Source organism: Klebsiella sp. C283, from assembly GCF_048822555.1.
Taxonomy (GTDB): Bacteria; Pseudomonadota; Gammaproteobacteria; order Enterobacterales; family Enterobacteriaceae; genus Klebsiella; species Klebsiella quasipneumoniae.
Window position 1 is genome coordinate 65,093 of the sequence record NZ_JBMEZS010000014.1, and the last position, 20,119, is coordinate 85,211.

A 20,119-nucleotide genomic window follows, 5' to 3' on the forward strand; every position below is an offset into this window, starting at 1 on the left:
GAGCAAAATAGGTCAAAGAGGTGACAGTAAAATGTACGAATTATGACAGTTTTATGACAGGCTGAGAGAAGGGATTTTGCGTCAAATAATACGCTTATAACTCAAATGGTTATCTGCAAGCATGACCATACAATGACGGAATAATTTTCTTTTTATGACAACCAAATCGCAGTGCAAAACGATCGTTTGTCGTCTATCGCCATCCCACATATTGCGCACAAGATCGGCGAAAAACAGCAGGTGAAAATAAAAAAGGGCCGCCGCCGGCAGCCCTTTGCAAAAGAGGTAATACGTTACTCAACCGTGACCGATTTCGCCAGGTTACGCGGCTGATCAACGTCTGTGCCTTTGATCAGCGCAACGTGATAAGCCAGCAGCTGCAGCGGCACGGTGTAGAAGATGGGGGCGATGGTCTCTTCGACATGCGGCATCTCAATGATGTGCATGTTGTCGCTGCCGTTGAAGCCGGCGTCACCGTCGGCGAAGACGTACAGCTCACCGCCGCGGGCGCGAACTTCTTCGATGTTGGATTTCAGTTTTTCCAGCAGCTCGTTGTTCGGCGCCACCACGATCACCGGCATTTCCGCATCAATCAGCGCCAGCGGGCCGTGCTTCAGCTCGCCCGCCGCGTAGGCTTCCGCGTGAATGTAGGAGATCTCTTTCAGCTTCAGCGCCCCTTCCATGGCGATCGGATACTGATCGCCGCGGCCGAGGAACAGCGCATGGTGCTTATCAGAGAAACGCTCTGCCAGCTGCTCAATACGCTTGTCCTGAGAGAGCATCTGCTCAATACGACTCGGCAGCGCCTGCAGGCCGTGGACGATATCATGCTCAATGGACGCATCCTGACCTTTCAATCGCGCCAGTTTCGCCACCAGCATCAGCAGCACCGTCAGCTGAGTGGTAAAGGCCTTGGTCGAGGCCACGCCAATTTCCGTTCCGGCTTTGGTCATCAGCGCCAGATCGGATTCGCGCACCAGCGACGAGCCCGGCACGTTGCAGATGGCCAGCGAGCCGAGATAGCCCAGCTCTTTCGACAATCGCAGCGCCGCCAGCGTATCGGCAGTTTCACCGGACTGGGAAAGGGTGATCATCAGGCTGTTACGACGCACCGCGGACTTGCGATAGCGGAATTCGGAGGCGATTTCCACATCGCACGGCACGCCGGCTAACGCTTCAAACCAGTAGCGGGAGACCATCCCGGAGTTATAGGAGGTCCCGCAGGCAACAATCTGAATATGTTCGACCTGAGCCAGCATTTCATTGGCGTTCGGCCCCAGCTCGCTGAGATCGACTTCGCCGTGGCTGATACGCCCGGTCAGGGTGTTCTTAATCGCGTTCGGCTGTTCGAAAATCTCTTTCTGCATATAGTGGCGATAGATACCTTTATCGCCGGCGTCATACTGCAGATTGGATTCGATCTCCTGGCGCTTCACTTGCGCAGCGGATTTATCGAAAATCACCACCGAGCGACGAGTCACTTCCGCAATATCGCCCTCTTCGAGGAAGATGAAGCGGCGGGTAACCGGCAGCAGCGCCAGCTGGTCGGAGGCGATAAAGTTTTCACCCATGCCCAGACCGATAACCAGTGGGCTACCGGAGCGGGCCGCCAGCAGAGTTCCCGGGTCGCGGGTATCCATGATGACGGTGCCGTAGGCGCCGCGCAGCTGCGGGATGGCGCGCAGCACGGCTTCACGTAAGGTACCACCTTGTTCCAGCTCCCAGTGCACCAGATGGGCGATAACTTCGGTATCGGTCTCAGTGACGAAGACATAGCCGCGAGACTGCAGCAGTGCGCGCAGCGGCTCGTGGTTTTCAATGATCCCGTTATGGACCACCACAATGTGTTCAGAAACATGCGGATGCGCATTGCTCTCAGACGGTTCGCCGTGCGTCGCCCAACGAGTATGGGCGATCCCGGTACCACCGTGTAACGGTTGCTCTTCGACCGCCTGAGCCAGCATCTGTACCTTACCCAGGCGACGCACGCGGGTCATATGACCTTCGCTGTCGACTACCGCCAGACCGGCAGAGTCATAGCCACGGTATTCCAGACGACGTAAACCTTCGAGAAGGATTTCAGCAATATCACGCTGCGCGACTGCGCCAACAATTCCACACATAGTTAAATTTCCTGATAATGGCGATATGCCATGCGTTGTCGCTGACCTGTATTTGCCCGTTTTCCGGGCGCCCCGAGCCTTGTAGAGAGTGGGGTTATTGTTATGGTACTGCCTGCGGACGGGGATCTATATTGACCCTCTCATCCTGGTTCGCCGGGCGTTTTTCACCCCCGGCGACAATCCTGTTTATTTTTTCTTCACCGGACGCTGCCAGCCCTGTTTGTGGACCTGCGGTACGCGGCTCAACACCAGTTCGTTATCGGCGATATTGCGTGTGACGGTGGTGCCGGCGGCGATCGTGACGCCGTTGCCAACCGTGACCGGGGCCACCAGCTGGGTATCCGAGCCGACAAAAACATCATCGCCAATAATCGTTTTATGTTTATTCGCGCCATCATAGTTGCAGGTGATGGTGCCCGCGCCGATATTGACGTTATCACCGATCTCCGCATCGCCCAGATAGGTCAGATGACCCGCCTTGGAGCCTTTGCCGAGACGCGCCTTTTTCATTTCCACGAAGTTGCCAACGTGGGCGCCTTCCAGCAGTTCGGCGCCCGGGCGCAGACGGGCAAATGGGCCGATGGTGCAGGCCGCCTGCAGCTGGGCATCTTCCACCACGCTGTAGGGGCTGATTTCGCAATCATCGCCGATAGTGCTGTTTTTAATCACGCAGCCGGCGCCGATTTTCACGCGATCGCCCAGCACGACGCTGCCTTGCAGAATAACGTTAGTATCGATCTCCACATCGCGCCCGTGCTGCAGCGTACCGCGCAGATCGAAACGCGCCGGATCGCGCAACATCACCCCCGCCAGCAGCAGCTTTTCCGCTTGCTCAGCCTGGTAGACGCGCTCCAGGCGCGCAAGCTGCAGGCGATTGTTGACGCCTTCGACTTCGCTCAGGCGCTGGGGATGCACGGCAACGATCTCGTGACCTTCCTGATGCGCCATGGCGATGATATCGGTGATGTAGTATTCGCCCTGGGCGTTGTTATTGGTGAGCTTCGCCAGCCAGCGCTTGAGATCTGCTCCGCCGGCGATCAGGATCCCGGTGTTAATTTCCTGAATCTGGCGCTGCGCCTCGCTGGCATCTTTGTGCTCAACGATGCCTGTCACCTGGCCATTCTCACGGGTAATGCGGCCATAGCCGGTTGGATCATCCAGCTTCACCGTCAGCAGACCAATCCCGCCCTGCGGTTTCGCGGCGCGCAGGCGCTGTAGCGTCTCGACGGAGATCAGCGGCACGTCGCCGTAGAGCATCAGGATGTCTTCATCATCATTGAAGAACGGCGCCGCCTGCTGCATGGCGTGCCCGGTTCCTAGCTGCTCGGCCTGCAGCACCCAGTTCAGGTTGTCTTCATGCAGCGTCTGACGCAGCAGATCGCCGCCGTGGCCGTACACCAGGTGTACCGCACATGCGCCTAAATCGTTAGCGGCATCAATGACATGCTGCACCATTGGCTTCCCGGCCAGGGTATGCAGCACCTTAGGAAGATCGGAATACATGCGGGTCCCTTTGCCTGCGGCAAGGATAACCACGCTCATCGCACTATTTGACATACTCATCCTGACGGTAGTTAGAACGAAAAGTAAAAGCCTTTCACGTTGAAATTTCTACATATTTTTCATCATAAAACGAGACGTGGAGAAAACGTCCAGGCTCACGGCTATACACCATTTTATGACGCTATTTTTAACCACTGCAAATCAGTTTAACGCTGAAAAAGGAGGGTAGGGAGGATAATCATTGACTATCTCACTGCTTTTGCTGTTTTTTCGTCACCTGAATAAAGCCGCTGCGGAAAGCGGTTTTCAGCACCCACAGCGGGAAGAACCAGGATAATCGTCGCCAGTCGCTGGCGGGGGGAGGGCGGCAAAGTAATTGATGTACCGATTAAAAACGAAAGGCCACCGTCAGGTGACCTTCTTTGCCCGGTTTCACATCGCCAGTGTTGTCGTTTTGATGGGCGATACGTCGTGTCAGCGGGGGAGATAGCGCGGAGCTTAGAAGCTCAGGACGCTAAATTTAGCGATGATTTTATGGAACAGTTTCATGATGAATTCCTGACGCAGGTGCAATTTGATAACGCTCTTTTATGTGACATACATCACATAAAATAGAGTCTACGCTTCATCATTTAACTAATCAATAACAATTAAGGGTGAACTCTGTTTTCACTTCATCCGCTCGTCAGCAGCTGGCCATAAAAAAAGCCAGCCTGGAAACCAGACTGGCTTTTTACGTTCAAGCCGGTGTTACATCGCTTTTTTGGTCAACTCGATAACGCGCAGTTTAGCGATCGCTTTGGCCAGTTCCGCGGACGCCTGAGCGTAATCCACGTCACCATGAGAGCTCTTAATGTGCTCTTCAGCCTTACGTTTCGCTTCCAGGGCTCGCGCTTCGTCGAGATCCTGGCCACGAATTGCGGTATCCGCCAGGACGGTCGTGCTACCCGGCTGCACTTCAAGAATGCCGCCTGACAGGTAGATAAATTCTTCGTGACCGTGCTGCTTAACGATGCGAATCATACCAGGCTTAATGGCGGTGAGCAGCGGCGCGTGCCCCGGGTAAATACCCAGTTCACCTTCGCTACCCGTTACCTGGATTTTCTCGACCAGACCAGAGAACATTTGTTTCTCTGCGCTGACGACGTCCAGGTGGTAAGTCATTGCCATATCACCCTCCGATTAAGGCGTTAAAGTTTTTTGGCTTTTTCCACGGCTTCGTCGATAGAACCGACCATGTAGAACGCCTGCTCCGGCAGGTGATCGTATTCGCCTTCCATGATGCCTTTAAAGCCACGGATGGTGTCTTTCAGGGAGACGTATTTGCCCGGAGAACCGGTAAATACTTCTGCCACGAAGAACGGCTGGGACAGGAAGCGCTGGATCTTACGTGCGCGAGCTACCACCAGTTTATCTTCTTCAGACAGTTCATCCATACCCAGGATGGCGATAATGTCTTTCAGTTCCTGATAACGCTGCAGAATGGACTGAACGCCACGAGCGGTGTCGTAGTGCTCCTGACCAACAACCAGCGGATCCAGCTGACGGCTGGTGGAGTCCAGCGGGTCAACGGCCGGGTAGATACCCAGGGATGCGATCTGACGGCTCAGTACTACGGTTGCATCTAAGTGAGCAAAGGTAGTGGCTGGGGATGGGTCAGTTAAGTCATCCGCCGGTACGTATACCGCCTGTACGGAAGTGATAGAACCGGTTTTGGTGGAGGTGATACGTTCCTGCAGAACGCCCATCTCTTCCGCCAGGGTCGGCTGGTAACCTACCGCTGAAGGCATACGACCCAGCAGTGCGGATACTTCCGTACCGGCCAGGGTGTAACGATAGATGTTATCGACGAACAGCAGTACGTCACGACCTTCGTCACGGAACTTCTCAGCCATGGTCAGGCCGGTCAGCGCAACGCGCAGACGGTTTCCCGGCGGCTCGTTCATCTGGCCATACACCAGGGATACTTTGTCGATAACGTTGGAGTCGGTCATTTCGTGGTAGAAGTCGTTACCCTCACGAGTACGTTCACCTACGCCCGCAAACACGGAGTAACCGGAGTGCTCGATCGCGATGTTACGGATCAGCTCCATCATGTTTACGGTTTTACCTACACCCGCGCCACCGAACAGACCGACTTTACCGCCCTTCGCGAACGGACACATCAGGTCGATAACTTTGATGCCGGTTTCCAGCAGTTCCTGAGAGCTGGACAGCTCTTCATAAGACGGTGCTGCGCGGTGGATAGCCCAACGCTCTTCTTCGCCGATGTCGCCTTTCATGTCGACCGGTTGACCCAGTACGTTCATGATACGACCCAGCGTAGCTTTACCAACCGGGACTTCGATCGGGTGCTCGAGGTCTTTTACATCCAGACCGCGGCGCAGACCATCGGAAGAACCCATGGCGATGGTACGCACGATACCGCCGCCCAGCTGCTGCTGAACTTCCAGCACCAGAACTTCATTACCATTCTGTACCTCAAGGGCTTCGTACACGCGTGGTACGGCATCCTGAGGGAACTCGACGTCGACCACGGCGCCGATTACCTGGACAATCTTTCCAGTAGCCATCTTAAATCCTCTACGAAATAACCTGGTTAAACCGCGGCGGCCCCCGAGACGATCTCGGTGAGTTCCTGAGTAATGCTGGCCTGACGAGCTTTGTTGTATACCAACTGCAGCTCTTTAATCAGGCTGCCGCCATTATCGGTCGCGGCTTTCATCGCCACCATACGGGCGGCCTGCTCGCTGGCCAGGTTTTCAACCACGCCCTGATAAACCTGAGACTCGACGTAGCGGCGCAGGAGGGTATCCAGCAGCGCTTTCGGATCGGGCTCATACAGGTAATCCCAGGATTTACGTTTCAGATCAGCGTCTTCTGATGCCGGTAACGGCAGCAGCTGAGTGATCGTCGGAACCTGAGACATGGTGTTAATAAATTTGTTGCTGACAACGTACAGCTTGTCCAGACGGCCTTCATCATAGGCCTGCAACATCACTTTTACCGGGCCGATCAGTTCGGACAGGGATGGGTTATCCCCCATACCGGTCACCTGTGCAACGACGTTGCCGCCAACGGAGTTAAAGAAAGAGACGCCCTTAGAGCCGATCATTGCGAGGTCGCACTGAACGCCTTTATCGGACCATGCTTTCATTTCCGCCAGCAGTTTCTTGAACAGGTTAATGTTCAAGCCGCCGCACAAACCACGGTCGGTCGACACCACCAGGTAGCCCACGCGCTTAACGTCGCGTTCTTCCAGGTAAGGGTGCTTATATTCCAGATTACCGTTCGCAAGGTGACCAATCACTTTGCGCATAGTATCTGCGTAAGGACGGCTGGCCGCCATGCGCTCCTGCGATTTACGCATTTTGGAAGCGGCGACCATCTCCATCGCTTTAGTGATCTTTTGCGTGTTCTGGACGCTTGCGATCTTACTACGTATCTCTTTTGCGCCGGCCATGAGCTTCTCCTCAATGCCTTGCGGCCTGCCCTAAGACAGACCGCCAGACGTTACCAGGACTGGGTTGCTTTGAAGGAATCGAGGATGCCTTTCAGCTTGCCTTCGATTTCGTCGTTATAGCCACCGGACTGGTTAATCTCTTGCATCAGCGGAGCGTGATCACGGTCGACGTAAGCCAGCAGAGCGGCTTCGAAGCTACCGATTTTCGCCAGTTCTACATCAGCCAGATAACCACGTTCTGCTGCGAACAGAACCAGAGACTGCTGCGCGACGGACATCGGCGCATACTGTTTCTGTTTCAGCAGTTCGGTCACTTTCTGACCGTGGTCCAGCTGTTTGCGGGTTGCATCGTCAAGGTCGGATGCAAACTGGGAGAACGCCGCCAGTTCACGATACTGCGCCAGCGCGGTACGGATACCACCGGACAGTTTCTTCATGATCTTGGTCTGCGCTGCACCACCCACACGGGATACCGAGATACCCGGGTTAACCGCAGGACGAATACCGGCGTTGAACAGGTTGGTTTCCAGGAAGATCTGACCATCGGTAATGGAGATTACGTTGGTCGGAACGAACGCGGAAACGTCACCCGCCTGGGTTTCGATAATCGGCAGCGCGGTCAGAGAACCGGTTTTCCCTTTCACTTCACCTTTGGTGAAGGCTTCAACGTATTCGGCGTTAACACGCGCAGCACGCTCCAGCAGACGAGAGTGGAGGTAGAATACGTCGCCCGGGAACGCTTCACGTCCTGGCGGACGACGGAGCAGCAGGGAGATCTGACGATAAGCAACAGCCTGTTTAGACAGGTCATCGTAAACGATCAGCGCATCTTCACCGCGGTCGCGGAAGTATTCGCCCATTGCGCAACCCGCGTATGGCGCCAGGTATTGCAGTGCAGCAGATTCGGATGCAGTCGCTACCACCACGATGGTGTTAGCCAGCGCGCCGTGCTCTTCCAGTTTACGCACCACGTTAGAGATGGTGGACGCTTTCTGGCCGATAGCAACATAGACGCACTTGATGCCGGAATCACGCTGGTTGATGATGGCATCGATAGCCAGCGCAGTTTTACCGGTCTGACGGTCGCCGATGATCAGTTCACGCTGACCACGACCGATTGGGATCATGGCGTCAACGGATTTATAACCGGTCTGTACCGGCTGATCGACGGACTGACGTTCGATTACGCCCGGCGCGATCGCTTCAACGGCGGAGAAACCGTCGTTTTCCAACGGACCTTTACCATCAATTGGCGCGCCCAGGGTGTTAACCACGCGGCCCAGCAGGCCACGGCCAACCGGAACTTCCAGGATACGGCCAGTACATTTCACCTTCATGCCTTCGGCGAGGTCAGCGTACGGACCCATCACCACCGCACCAACGGAGTCGCGCTCCAGGTTCAGTGCGATAGCGTAACGGTTACCCGGCAGGGAGATCATCTCACCCTGCATACATTCGGCAAGGCCGTGGATGCGGATAACACCGTCACTTACAGAAACAATAGTACCTTCGTTATGAGCTTCGCTCACAACATTGAACTGAGCAATGCGCTGCTTGATCAGTTCGCTGATTTCGGTGGAATTCAGTTGCATGCTCCAGTCCCCTTAAGACTGCAAGACGTCTGCAAGGCGATCAAGACGGCCGCGTACGCTGCCATCAATGACCATATCACCCGCACGGATGATAATACCTGCCATAACAGACTTATCGATTTTGCAATTCAGCTTAACTTTGCGTGACAGACGTTTTTCCATCGCGCTGACGATCCTGGCAAGCTGTTCATCACTCAGTTGGTTGGCAGATATGACTTCTACCTCTGCGATGGCCTCACTGGCCGCGCGCAGGTGAATGAATTGCTCAAGAACGTCCGGGAGCACCTTCAGACGATTATTTTCCGCCATCACCTTAATCAGGTTCTGGCCGTTTTCGTCAAGTTGCTCGCCGCAGATAGCGATAAACGCTTCTGAGAGCGTTTCCGGCGCCAAAGCACCGGAGAGAAGCTCTGCCATTTGGTCGTTTTTGGTCACTTCGGCGGCAAACGCCAGCATATCCTGCCAGCGTTCAACACTGTTGTGTTCGACGGCAAAGTCAAAAGCTGCTTTGGCGTAGGGGCGAGCTACCGTTACAAATTCAGACATCAGCCCCTCCCTCCTTACAGTTCAGCGACAAGTTTATCCACGATGTCGCTGTTAGCAGCTTCATCCACGGAACGTTCGATGATCTTCTCGGCGCCAGCAACAGCCAGGATAGCGACCTGCTTACGCAGCTCCTCGCGTGCACGTTTACGCTCAGCATCAATTTCAGCCTGCGCTTGTGCAACGATTTTGGTGCGTTCCTGTTCTGCTTCAGCTTTAGCTTCGTCCAGAATCTGAGAGCGGCGCTTGTTCGCCTGCTCAATGATTACCTGGGCTTCCGCTTTCGCTTTTTTCAGCTGGTCGGTCGCGTTGGCCTGTGCAAGGTCCAAATCTTTCTTAGCGCGTTCTGCAGAAGCTAAACCGTCAGAAATCTCTTTCTGGCGTTTTTCGATGGCAGCCATTAAAGGCGGCCATACGTACTTCATGCAGAACCATACGAAGATAACAAACGCGATGGCCTGGCCGAGGATTGTTGCGTTCATGTTCACAGCACAATACCTCTTTAATTAACTCTGTGGCTTAGGTTTCTAACAACTTACTACGCGACGGCGAACATCACGTACAGACCCAGACCTACAGCGATCATCGGGATAGCATCCACCAGACCCATAACGATAAAGAACTGAGTACGCAGCAGAGGGATCAGATCCGGCTGACGCGCTGCGCCTTCCAGGAATTTACCTCCGAGGATGCCGATACCGATCGCAGCACCGATTGCCGCCAGACCCATCATCACAGCGGCAGCCATGTACAGCAGATCCATATTCAGGTTTTCCATGACAGTCTCCAGTTTGTTTCAGTTAAAACGTAGTAGTGTTGGTAAAAATCAATGCTCTTCAGACGCCATCGACAGATAGACAATCGTCAGAACCATGAAGATGAAGGCTTGCAGCGTAATAATCAGGATGTGGAAAATGGCCCAAGGCACATTCAGAACCCACTGTGACCACCACGGCAACAGACCAGCAATCAGAATGAAAATCAGCTCACCGGCATACATGTTGCCGAACAGTCGCAGACCGAGAGAGACCGGTTTGGACAGCAGGCTTACCCCTTCAAGGATTAAGTTGACAGGAATGAACGCCCAGTGATTGAACGGCTGCATGGTCAGTTCTTTAACGAACCCACCCACGCCTTTCATTTTGATGCTGTAGAAAATAATCAGGATGAACACGCCAAGCGCCATCGACAGGGTGATGTTCACGTCAGCAGACGGAACCACGCGCAGTGCAGGCAGGCCGAAAATGTGTTCGCCGATATAAGGAAGCAGGTCGATTGGCAGCAGGTCCATCAGGTTCATCAGGAAGACCCAGACGAACACGGTCAGCGCCAGCGGCGCGATAACCTTGCTCTTGCCATGGTACATGTCTTTGACGCTGCCATGGACGAAGCCGATGATCATTTCGATGAAGGTCTGGAATTTCCCTGGTACGCCGCTGGTCGCTTTCTTAGCAACGCTACGGAACATGGCCAGGAACAGCAGACCGAGAACCACCGAGAAGAACATGGAGTCAATGTTGAGCGTCCAGAAGGTGGCCGGGGGGTTGTGCGGATCCACCAGCGAGAAAGTACGCAGATCAATCTGAAGGTTGTTCAGATGGTGACCTATGTATTCCTGCGGCGTCATATTTTCTGAAGCCATGATGCCTTTTACCCTTTGTTGTTGATTACAGCTGGCGCCAGAACTTGTACCACCAGCACCAAAACCCACGTCACGATCAGTGGCAAAAATACCACTTTTAAAACGGCCAGCGCCACCGCCAGGAGGGCGAAGGTCAGCAACACCTTGAAGGCTTCACCGAAGGCGAAGGTCCAGGCCACACGGCCTTTTGCTGGTGTATGCGCCTGATGACGCCAGGCAAAAATCATAAACATCAGGTTTGGCAAAACTACTGCCAAACCGCCGCATACCGCGGAAATGCCCCAGAAGGGGTCTTTGAGGCTAAACAGCAGTCCACTTGCCATTACTGCCAGTAACTGAATAAACAGAAGCTTGCGAGCAACGTTTCGACTCAAGAGCGACACTGACATCACGTTTTTACTCCTGCTCCCTTTGAGGTATGTCGCGTGTCGTATAAAACGTCCTTTAAGACGAAGAGTCAAGCATCAAAAAGCGGACAAATTATACGGTGACGCCCCGTGATTTCAAACAATAAGTAGCAAAATAGTGAATAAATGTTTAATTATTTTCCAACGGACAACTTTCCGTGCATTTCAGCGTTCTGTGAGCGGTCATACAAAACTGCAAATAACGTGGAAACACGGCAATTAAAGCGTGCATTAGATCACATAATAAACATTTCAAGCGCCCTTTAATGAATCAAGGACATAAAACACTATTTTTCATGTTTTTGATATTCAAGATAAAAAGTGAGGACATTATCTAAAACAACCCCACATACAATAAAAACCTTTTATTGACATTTATAATAAAAATTTAACATCGCGATGCTGATCATCATTGTCGATTTTTAGCACCCTGATATTTTCAAAGTTGACTATTTTGTCAGTGAATCACTTACGTTAAGTTAACCGCAAGAAAAACCATAGTAAAAACATGGTTAAATGCAGCCCGATAATATCAGGAGGTGACCTTTATTTTTGTAACATTCATGGGCCACATTTTTTCCACATTTTTTGATAAAAATTAACTCGCTTTTGGCGTAATCACCACCAGGTGCCGCTCCCCTTCCAGCTGAGGAACATGCAGCTCAATGACCTCGGCTATGGCATACCCTTCCGGCAGGTTTTCCATTTCGTCTTTTTGCGCTAACCCTTTGAGCGCATAGAAGTGACCGTTCGCGGCCGGCAAATGATGGCACCAGCTCACCATATCATTAAGCGACGCGAAGGCGCGGCTTATCACGCCATCAAACGGCGGCTCGGCCGGGAAAGCTTCCACGCGGCTCTGCACCGGGGTGATGTTATCCAGCTTCAGTTCATGCTGCACCTGACGCAGGAAGCGCACGCGTTTGCCAAGGCTGTCCAGCAGGGTGAAATGCGACTCCGGGCGCACGATAGCCAACGGGATCCCCGGCAGCCCCGGTCCCGTACCGACATCGATAAAGCGCGAGCCCTGCAGATAAGGCGCGACGATGATGCTGTCGAGGATATGACGCACCAGCATCTCATTTGGATCGCGAACGGAGGTCAGGTTATAGGCTTTGTTCCACTTATCGAGCAGCCCGACGTAAGCCACCAGCTGATTTTTCTGGTGATCGGTGAGCGAAATACCCGCTTCATCCAGCAGACGAGAAAGTTTGTTGAGCACGGTAAGTACCTTCAAAAAATAATGAGCCCGGAGGCGCTAACGCTTACCGGGCCAGGAATGATAAAGGCGAACGCTGATTATGCAAGTGGGAAATCAGCGCGGCAGGCTGCCGCAATCAGGCGCTGCGACGCAGCATCCCCTGCTTTTTCAACCAAACCAGCAAAATAGAGATCGCCGCCGGGGTGATCCCGGAAATACGTGACGCCTGCCCTATCGACGACGGTTTATGGTCGTTTAGTTTAGCGATCACTTCATTAGACAGTCCGGTGACCTGACGGTAGTCGAGTGTCGCCGGTAACAAGGTATTCTCGTTGCGCTGCTGTTTCTCGATCTCATCCTGCTGGCGCGCGATATAACCTTCATACTTCACCTGGATCTCAACCTGCTCAGCCGCCTGCCGATCTTCCAGCCCCGGCGCGAACGGCGAGAGCTGAACCAGCTGCTCGTAGGTCATTTCCGGGCGACGCAGCAGATCTTCACCGCTGGCTTCGCGCGACAGCGGCGCGGTCAGGTGAGCGTTCACTTCGGTAGCGCTCTCAGCCTGCGGGTTCACCCAGGTCGATTTCAGGCGCTGGCGTTCGCGCTCAATGCTTTCCAGCTTCTCGTTGTAACGCGCCCAGCGTTCATCATCCACCAGACCCAGCTCACGCCCCTGCTCAGTCAGACGCAGGTCGGCGTTGTCTTCGCGCAGCATCAGACGATATTCAGCACGAGAGGTAAACATGCGGTACGGTTCTTTGGTACCCAGAGTACACAGGTCATCCACCAGCACGCCGAGGTAGGCCTGATCGCGACGCGGCGCCCAGCCCTCTTTTTCCGCCGAGAAGCGAGCAGCGTTAAGACCGGCCAGCAGACCCTGAGCCGCCGCTTCTTCATAACCGGTGGTGCCGTTGATCTGACCGGCGAAGAACAGACCCTGAATGAATTTGCTCTCGAGCGTCGGTTTCAGATCGCGCGGGTCGAAGAAGTCGTACTCAATAGCGTAGCCAGGACGGACGATCCGCGCATTTTCCATCCCCTGCATGGAGCGGACGATTTGCATTTGCACATCGAACGGCAGGCTGGTGGAGATGCCGTTCGGATAAATTTCGTTTGAGGTCAGGCCTTCCGGTTCGAGGAAGATCTGATGCTGGTTGCGATCGGCAAAGCGCATGACTTTGTCTTCGATCGACGGGCAGTAGCGTGGACCGATCCCTTCGATCACCCCGGCGTACATGGGGCTGCGATCGAGGTTATTGCGGATCACGTCATGGGTTTTCTCGTTAGTGTGGGTGATATAGCACGGCACCTGACGCGGATGCTGATCGGCAGATCCCATAAACGAGAAGACCGGCATCGGGTTATCGCCATGCTGTTGAGCCAACACGCTGAAATCGATGGTGCGCGCGTCAATGCGCGGCGGGGTCCCGGTTTTCAGTCGGCTTACGCGCAGCGGCAGTTCACGCAGACGACGAGACAGCGGGATCGACGGCGGATCGCCGGCGCGTCCGCCGCTGTAGTTATCCAGACCAATATGGATTTTGCCGTCAAGGAAGGTTCCGACGGTCAGCACCACCGCTTTAGCACGGAATTTGAGGCCCATCTGGGTGACTGCGCCTACGACGCGATCGTTTTCGACAATCAGATCTTCCACTGCCTGCTGGAAGATCATCAAATTCGGCTGGTTCTCCAGCGCAGTGCGTACCGCCTGACGGTACAGCACGCGGTCAGCCTGGGCGCGAGTGGCGCGCACCGCGGGGCCTTTGCTGGCGTTTAGTATCCTAAACTGGATGCCTGCCTGATCGATCGCTTTGGCCATCAGGCCGCCGAGCGCGTCCACTTCTTTTACCAGGTGTCCTTTCCCAATGCCGCCAATCGCCGGGTTGCAGCTCATCTGCCCCAGCGTGTCGATATTGTGTGTCAAAAGCAGGGTCTGTTGACCCATACGCGCTGCGGCCATTGCGGCCTCAGTGCCTGCGTGACCCCCGCCAATGATAATGACGTCAAAAGGATCCTGATAAAACATGGTGGTCTGCCTCGCATAACGCGGTTTGAAAATGGATTGAAGCCCGGGCCGTGGATTCTACTCGGCTTTGGTCTTTTGAGAAAGACTCCGGGATCCTGAGTATTAAAAAGAAGATCTTTATATAGAGATCTGTTCTATTGTGATCTCTTATTAGGATCGACTCTCTTTGTGGATAAGTCGGATCCGCGAAGTAAGATCAAAAGCTTAAGAAGGATCACTATCTGTGAATGATCGGTGATCCTGGTCCGTATAAGCTGGGATCAGAATGAAGGGTTATGCACAGCTCAAAAACCGTACTGCGGTTATTCTTTGGATAACTACCGGTTGATCCAAGCTTTTAAGCATGGTTATCCACAGAAGAACGGACGATCTTTACAAATCTCAGAGCAAATTTTTCCAGGATCCCAGCCAAATTTCCGCCGGATCCTCGGGAATTTCATGTTCCAGCACGTTGATCTTCAGGGTCTCGCCGATCTGTTTTGCCCCGCAGGCCTTCAGCGCCGCTTCTAATTTATCGATCGCGCCGCAAAAAGTGTCGTATTCGCGGCTGCCGATCCCGATGGCGCCAAAGCGCACGGCGGAAAGATCGGCCTGCTGCGCCAGCAGCGCGTCATAGAAGGGAACCAGGTTGTCGGGAATGTCGCCGGCGCCATGGGTGGAAGAGATAACTAACCAGATCCCCTGCGCCTGCAGATCGTCCACCAGCGGGCCGTGCTGGATTTCAGTGCTGTAGCCTACTTCTTCCAGCTTTTCCGCCAGATGTTCCGCTACGTATTCCGCACTGCCCAGGGTGCTGCCGCTGATAAGTGTAATGTCTGCCATAGATCGCCGATCGCCCGCTCAACTGTTCAGAGTGGCGTATTGTACGCTGTGAGCGAGCTGGGATCTACCTGTGGAAAAATGTGGGATTAAAAAAAACGATCAGGGCTTAATGGTGCGCATGATCGGGTTCTGCAGCACGATCAGGGTCTCGGTGGACTGAATTTCATCAATTGTTTGGATCTTGTTGATAAGTACCTGCTGCAGGGCATCGATGGATTTACACATCACCTTAATAAAGATGCTGTAGTGGCCGGTGGTGTAATAAGCCTCGGTGACCTCCTCCAGGCTTTCCAGGCGGGCGAGGGCGGAGGGATAGTCTTTGGCGCTCTTGAGAATAATGCCGATGAAGCAGCCGACGTCATAGCCCAGCTGTTTGGGGCTGACGTCAATTCGCGCGCCGGTAATGATGCCCGCCTGTTTCATCTTTTCGACGCGTACATGAATAGTGCCGGGGCTGACGCTGAACTGTTTGGCCAGTTCGGCATAGGCGGTACGGGCGTTGGCCATTAGCGCATCGAGAATGCCGCGGTCCAGATTGTCGATCTGATAATTTTCCATATCTTTTTCTTATGAAGTTTGAGGGTTCTTACTATTTTAGCGCCATATTTTGATGAATTAAAAGTTGATGAGCCTTTTTATTGATTGATTATTGTATTTGTGGCCTTTTTTGTTGCTTAATCAATGGCAACAGGACGCAGGAGTCATAAAAATGAAAACCGCATATATCGCAAAACAACGCCAGATCAGTTTCGTTAAATCCCACTTTTCCCGTCAGCTGGAAGAGAAGCTTGGCCTGATTGAAGTCCAGGCGCCAATCTTAAGCCGCGTGGGCGATGGGACGCAGGATAACTTGTCCGGCTGTGAGAAAGCGGTTCAGGTGAAAGTGAAAACACTGCCCGACGCCCAGTTCGAAGTGGTGCATTCGCTGGCGAAGTGGAAGCGTCAAACCCTGGGACAACACGACTTCAGCGCGGGCGAAGGGCTGTACACGCACATGAAGGCCCTTCGCCCCGATGAAGACCGTCTGACGCCGATCCATTCCATCTATGTCGACCAGTGGGACTGGGAGCGGGTGATGGGGGATGAAGAGCGCCACGTCGGCACGCTGAAGGCGACCGTCGAAGCGATTTACGCCGGGATCAAAGCCACCGAGCTGGCGGTCAGCCAGGAATTTGGCCTGACGCCGTTCCTGCCGGAACAGATCCACTTTGTTCACAGCCAGGCGCTGCTGAGTCGCTATCCGGATCTTGATGCCAAGGGCCGCGAGCGGGCGATTGCCAAAGAGCTGGGCGCCGTCTTCTTAATCGGCATCGGCGGCAAACTCTCTGATGGCAAGCGCCATGATGTACGTGCGCCGGACTATGATGACTGGAGCACTGAGGTTTCTGAAGGCTTTGCCGGACTGAACGGCGATATCCTGGTGTGGAACCCCGTGCTGGAAGATGCGTTCGAGATCTCCTCAATGGGGATCCGCGTTGACGCCGCGGCGCTGAAACGCCAGCTGGCGCTGACCGGCGATGAAGATCGCCTGAAACTGGAGTGGCACCAGGCGCTGCTGCGCGGCGAGATGCCGCAGACTATCGGCGGCGGCATTGGCCAGTCTCGGCTGACGATGCTGTTGCTGCAGCTCGACCATATCGGCCAGGTGCAGTGCGGCGTATGGCCGGCACAGGTTCGCGAAAGCGTTTCCGCGCTGCTGTAACGATTAGCGCCGCCAGCGTCGCAGCAGGCGGCTACGCAACCCGGTATCAAAGCGCCAGATATGATCGAAGATGCGCATGATGCCGGGTTTGCCGTGTACCGACATCGCCACCGCGTGAAAACGGTGCTGATGCTTTCGCTGTAACTCCCCCACCTGAGCAATCACCTCATCCGGCAACCGCTGGGCAATAAAGTCGGAGATCACCACGGCATCCGCATCCACCCACTGCGGGTTTTGCAGACGTTCAATAATGGCGCGAAAACAGCTGGCCAGATCGGTGCCGCCGCGAAAGCGCTGGCTCAGAAAGCGGATCGCCTGTTCCAGGCCGCCCTCGCAGGTCAGTTCGTAGTGCACCACTTCGCTGGAGAACAGCATAATAAAGCAGCGGCGGTTATCCGCTAGCGCGACGCGCATCAGAGCCAGACAAAAGGCTTTGGCGCACTGCTCGTTAAAACCGCCCATCGATCCTGACGTATCGACGCAGACAATAAAGGGCCCGCGCGGCTGTTCATCAAAATCCTGCCGCGTCACCGGGCGTTCGGTGATTTTTTCGCGCCAGGCGTCGCCGTGCAGCCGGTAGGTCAGGAGCTGTTTCTCCACCAGCTTGCGATAAAATTCAAATTCCAGCTCCGTGATGCCGAGCGTCGCCAGCTCCGGAGGCAGCAGGCGCAGAATGTCATCGCTCTGCTGGAGGCCGTCGACCTGTTCCGGCACCGTCGCTGGCTCGCGCACCAGGCTACGGAAGGTCTCCATCGGCGCGTCTTTCTTCGGCACGGATTTCGCTTCCCGTGAGCGCCCCAGCTGTTCCGCCAGCTGCAGTAGCTCCGGCTGCTGGTTAAGAAAATCGCCATAGCGCACGATCAGCTGATAGTCGCCACGTTTGAGTTCGCCGGCGCTCATATCCCACAGGCGTCCGGCGGCGGTGTCATTCTCAGCCAGCACCGGATCGAGCTGACCGCTGAGCGTCATTCGTTCCTGGACCTCGCTGAGCAACTGATCGCGCTCCTCATCCAGCAGCTGCTGGTTAAGGCTGGTGGCTTGCACCACCAGGCTCAGGCGCCAGCGCTGTAAAAACAGCGTATGCAGCGCCGGGGTAAAGGTCGCATTGTCGTCCACTAGCTTCTGCGCCTGGGCGGCAAAAGGGGACTGGAGCTGGTGTAGCTTGCCGAGGATCTGCGGCAGCTGGACGATAAACTGCGAGGTAGAGAGCAGCTGAGCCTGCTGATAGGTTTGCACCTCGGCGTCCAGATCCGGCGGGACGTTAACCTCTTTTAAGCGGGCGCGAACGGCTTCCCGCCAGCGCGGAATATCCGCCGCGATGATGTTTTTCAGGCGGGGAAATTTCTCAAAGAAAACCGCCAGCTGCGGAGAGGCCAGCAGCGCCAGCAGCATCTCCTCGATCATTCCCTCTTCGCTGACTGCCAGCATGACATTCAGCATATCGAGCGTCATGGCTGCTTCGCCTGTTTAATCTGCGCGCCGACGTCCTGCAGGCTGGCTTCGATTCTTCCCAGCCACTCGACCGGGATAAACAGGCACTTCTGCTGCTCACTGAAGCGGTTATGTTGCTGGTGCCATTCATCGTCCAGCGCCTCCAGCTGCTGGCGAATTTCCGCCGGCATGTTTTCCTGCGACGCGCTGCCGGGCAGTGAGAGGCGTGAGCCCTGCAGGCTGACGTCGCGAACAACCAGATGCTGGCTGGTGTCGACATCCATATTGAGCAGTTGGGCAAAGCCGATCCCGTTGAGCTTGCCGCGGATCTCGCCGCCCTTTTCCAGCCAGCTGGCTAACGCCTCGCGCTCAAAAGTAATGTGGATCACTTCCATATCGTGGAGTTTGAGCGGCTGCTGCAGCAGCAGGGTCAGGGTGGTCCCCTGGATCTCCGCCGGCAGCTCATAGTGCGGCTTGCGGCTAAACATGCCGCCAAGGCGGGTGACCTTTAGCGCCGTTTTGTCACTTTGCTGCTGTTGGATCTGAATGCGTCGCTGCACAATCGCCCCGAGCCGCGTCAGCATCGCCTGCTGCTGCCAGGCGTGGCAGGTCATCAGCGTTTCCAGCTGCTGCGACATCAGGTTCATGCTCTCGACGTTGTGCCACAGACAATCTTTCAGCAGGATAAGATCTATCGGCGCGATGCTGTCGCGGCCGCTGAAGAAGGCGCTGGCCTGCAGCAGGCGAATAGCCTTTTTCCAGCGGCGATCCGAAACGTATGGCGCGTTTGGCAGGGCATCCAGCTGCTGGCGCAGCTGGAATATCAGCTCAAACACCGCGTCCGGCAGTTTGATATTGCCGATCTGCTGCTGCCATTGCGTAAACTCTTCATCGCTAACCTGCAGCGCGCTGGGCACCGGATTGCTGTTTTCATCCTGCTGGCTGACCAGCATCGAACGGAAATTACCTTTATCCTGTACTTTATCGAGCCACAGACGGATCAGCATGCGGTCATACAGCGCTTCCAGGCTGCTGTCGGCTTCGGGCAGTTCGTTCGAGGCGGCCACCAGCAGGCGCATCGGGATTTTCTCTTCGTGAGCGCCGTTGCGGAAGTGACGTTCGTTAATCGCCGTCAGCAGGGTGTTGAGGATAGCCGGACCCGCTTTCCATATTTCATCGAGGAACACGATTTCTGCTTCCGGCAGGTAGCCGGCGGTTAAACGCTCGTAGCGGCCTTCATCTTTCAGCGCCTGAATGGACAGCGGGCCAAAAACCTCTTCCGGGGTGGAAAAGCGGGTCATCAGGTATTCAAAAGCGCGCGCCTGCTGGAAGGCGAACTTGAGGCGGCGGGCAATCAGGCTTTTGGCGATCCCCGGCGGACCAAGCAAAAATACGCTCTCGCCGCTGAGCGCCGCCAGCAGGCACAGGCGTATCGCGTGGCTGCGTTCAAAGAGTCCTTTTTCGAGTGCCGCGCTGAGTCGGGAAATTCTTTCAGCCAGTAAATGTGTTTGAGCCATAATTGAGTTGCGTGCTTTGTCATGTATCGTTATTGGGACGAGTATAGATGTTAGAGCAGGGGCGGTAATAGCCTGAAGAATCGATTTATTTTTTTTGAGCCAGGTTAATATGGTGTCTGTTAGGGGTACGATTTCACAAATAATCGT

At 54.7% G+C, this 20,119-nt stretch carries 18 protein-coding genes; 1 reads left to right on the forward strand and 17 read right to left on the reverse strand.

Going from position 1 to position 20,119, the window contains the following annotated elements:
- Window positions 1–293: 293 nt before the first annotated feature.
- The 15 genes from glmS to asnC form a co-directional block, all read right to left on the reverse strand.
- Window positions 294–2,123, reverse strand: a complete 1,830-nt coding sequence (glmS, locus tag ACOI7Z_RS23730) for a glutamine--fructose-6-phosphate transaminase (isomerizing) (RefSeq protein ID WP_023291472.1) — start codon at window positions 2,121–2,123, stop codon at window positions 294–296.
- Between the two features lie 186 nt (window positions 2,124–2,309).
- On the reverse strand, window positions 2,310–3,680 hold the full coding sequence (glmU, locus tag ACOI7Z_RS23735; protein WP_065883543.1) for a bifunctional UDP-N-acetylglucosamine diphosphorylase/glucosamine-1-phosphate N-acetyltransferase GlmU: 1,371 nt from the start codon (window positions 3,678–3,680) through the stop codon (window positions 2,310–2,312).
- A gap of 696 nt (window positions 3,681–4,376) precedes the next feature.
- Complete coding sequence (locus tag ACOI7Z_RS23740) at window positions 4,377–4,796, reverse strand: F0F1 ATP synthase subunit epsilon (RefSeq protein ID WP_004107274.1); 420 nt, start codon at window positions 4,794–4,796, stop codon at window positions 4,377–4,379.
- Between the two features lie 20 nt (window positions 4,797–4,816).
- Window positions 4,817–6,199 carry a F0F1 ATP synthase subunit beta gene (gene atpD / locus ACOI7Z_RS23745; protein WP_023291474.1) on the reverse strand — a complete coding sequence of 461 codons (1,383 nt, stop codon included), beginning with the start codon at window positions 6,197–6,199 and terminating at the stop codon, window positions 4,817–4,819.
- Window positions 6,200–6,225: 26 nt separating this feature from the next.
- Window positions 6,226–7,089, reverse strand: a complete 864-nt coding sequence (gene atpG, locus ACOI7Z_RS23750; RefSeq protein ID WP_004144996.1) for a F0F1 ATP synthase subunit gamma — start codon at window positions 7,087–7,089, stop codon at window positions 6,226–6,228.
- 50 nt (window positions 7,090–7,139) lie between these two features.
- A complete protein-coding gene (gene atpA / locus ACOI7Z_RS23755; RefSeq protein ID WP_004144995.1) occupies window positions 7,140–8,681 on the reverse strand; it encodes a F0F1 ATP synthase subunit alpha in 1,542 nt (513 codons plus the stop codon).
- A gap of 12 nt (window positions 8,682–8,693) precedes the next feature.
- Window positions 8,694–9,227, reverse strand: a complete 534-nt coding sequence (gene atpH, locus ACOI7Z_RS23760; protein WP_004202307.1) for a F0F1 ATP synthase subunit delta — start codon at window positions 9,225–9,227, stop codon at window positions 8,694–8,696.
- A gap of 14 nt (window positions 9,228–9,241) precedes the next feature.
- Window positions 9,242–9,712 carry a F0F1 ATP synthase subunit B gene (gene atpF, locus ACOI7Z_RS23765; RefSeq protein WP_004107293.1) on the reverse strand — a complete coding sequence of 157 codons (471 nt, stop codon included), beginning with the start codon at window positions 9,710–9,712 and terminating at the stop codon, window positions 9,242–9,244.
- 50 nt (window positions 9,713–9,762) lie between these two features.
- Entirely contained in the window at window positions 9,763–10,002 is a 240-nt protein-coding gene (gene atpE / locus ACOI7Z_RS23770; protein ID WP_000429386.1) for a F0F1 ATP synthase subunit C, read from the reverse strand.
- A gap of 48 nt (window positions 10,003–10,050) precedes the next feature.
- Window positions 10,051–10,866 (reverse strand): F0F1 ATP synthase subunit A, encoded by an 816-nt coding sequence (gene atpB, locus ACOI7Z_RS23775; RefSeq protein ID WP_023291475.1) that lies wholly within the window; start codon window positions 10,864–10,866, stop codon window positions 10,051–10,053.
- Window positions 10,867–10,874: 8 nt separating this feature from the next.
- Window positions 10,875–11,255 carry a F0F1 ATP synthase subunit I gene (gene atpI, locus ACOI7Z_RS23780; RefSeq protein ID WP_004202310.1) on the reverse strand — a complete coding sequence of 127 codons (381 nt, stop codon included), beginning with the start codon at window positions 11,253–11,255 and terminating at the stop codon, window positions 10,875–10,877.
- Window positions 11,256–11,871: 616 nt separating this feature from the next.
- On the reverse strand, window positions 11,872–12,495 hold the full coding sequence (gene rsmG / locus ACOI7Z_RS23785; protein WP_032429030.1) for a 16S rRNA (guanine(527)-N(7))-methyltransferase RsmG: 624 nt from the start codon (window positions 12,493–12,495) through the stop codon (window positions 11,872–11,874).
- Between the two features lie 115 nt (window positions 12,496–12,610).
- Window positions 12,611–14,500, reverse strand: a complete 1,890-nt coding sequence (mnmG, locus tag ACOI7Z_RS23790; RefSeq protein WP_023291477.1) for a tRNA uridine-5-carboxymethylaminomethyl(34) synthesis enzyme MnmG — start codon at window positions 14,498–14,500, stop codon at window positions 12,611–12,613.
- Between the two features lie 381 nt (window positions 14,501–14,881).
- Window positions 14,882–15,322: an FMN-binding protein MioC gene (mioC, locus tag ACOI7Z_RS23795; protein ID WP_087849146.1), complete on the reverse strand. Its 441-nt coding sequence runs from the start codon at window positions 15,320–15,322 to the stop codon at window positions 14,882–14,884.
- Between the two features lie 99 nt (window positions 15,323–15,421).
- A complete protein-coding gene (gene asnC, locus ACOI7Z_RS23800) occupies window positions 15,422–15,880 on the reverse strand; it encodes a transcriptional regulator AsnC (RefSeq protein ID WP_002882510.1) in 459 nt (152 codons plus the stop codon).
- A 151-nt stretch (window positions 15,881–16,031) separates the two neighbouring features.
- Here asnC and asnA point away from each other — a divergent pair, with 151 nt between their 5' ends.
- Entirely contained in the window at window positions 16,032–17,024 is a 993-nt protein-coding gene (gene asnA, locus ACOI7Z_RS23805; RefSeq protein ID WP_087849145.1) for an aspartate--ammonia ligase, read from the forward strand.
- A gap of 3 nt (window positions 17,025–17,027) precedes the next feature.
- Here asnA and viaA read toward each other — a convergent pair whose 3' ends face one another.
- Both viaA and ravA read right to left on the reverse strand, forming a co-directional pair.
- Window positions 17,028–18,476, reverse strand: coding sequence for an ATPase RavA stimulator ViaA (viaA, locus tag ACOI7Z_RS23810; protein ID WP_032454444.1), 1,449 nt, complete (start codon window positions 18,474–18,476; stop codon window positions 17,028–17,030).
- A complete protein-coding gene (gene ravA, locus ACOI7Z_RS23815; protein WP_060590682.1) occupies window positions 18,473–19,972 on the reverse strand; it encodes an ATPase RavA in 1,500 nt (499 codons plus the stop codon). The genes viaA and ravA overlap by 4 nt, the downstream gene beginning before the upstream one ends.
- Window positions 19,973–20,119: the final 147 nt, after the last annotated feature.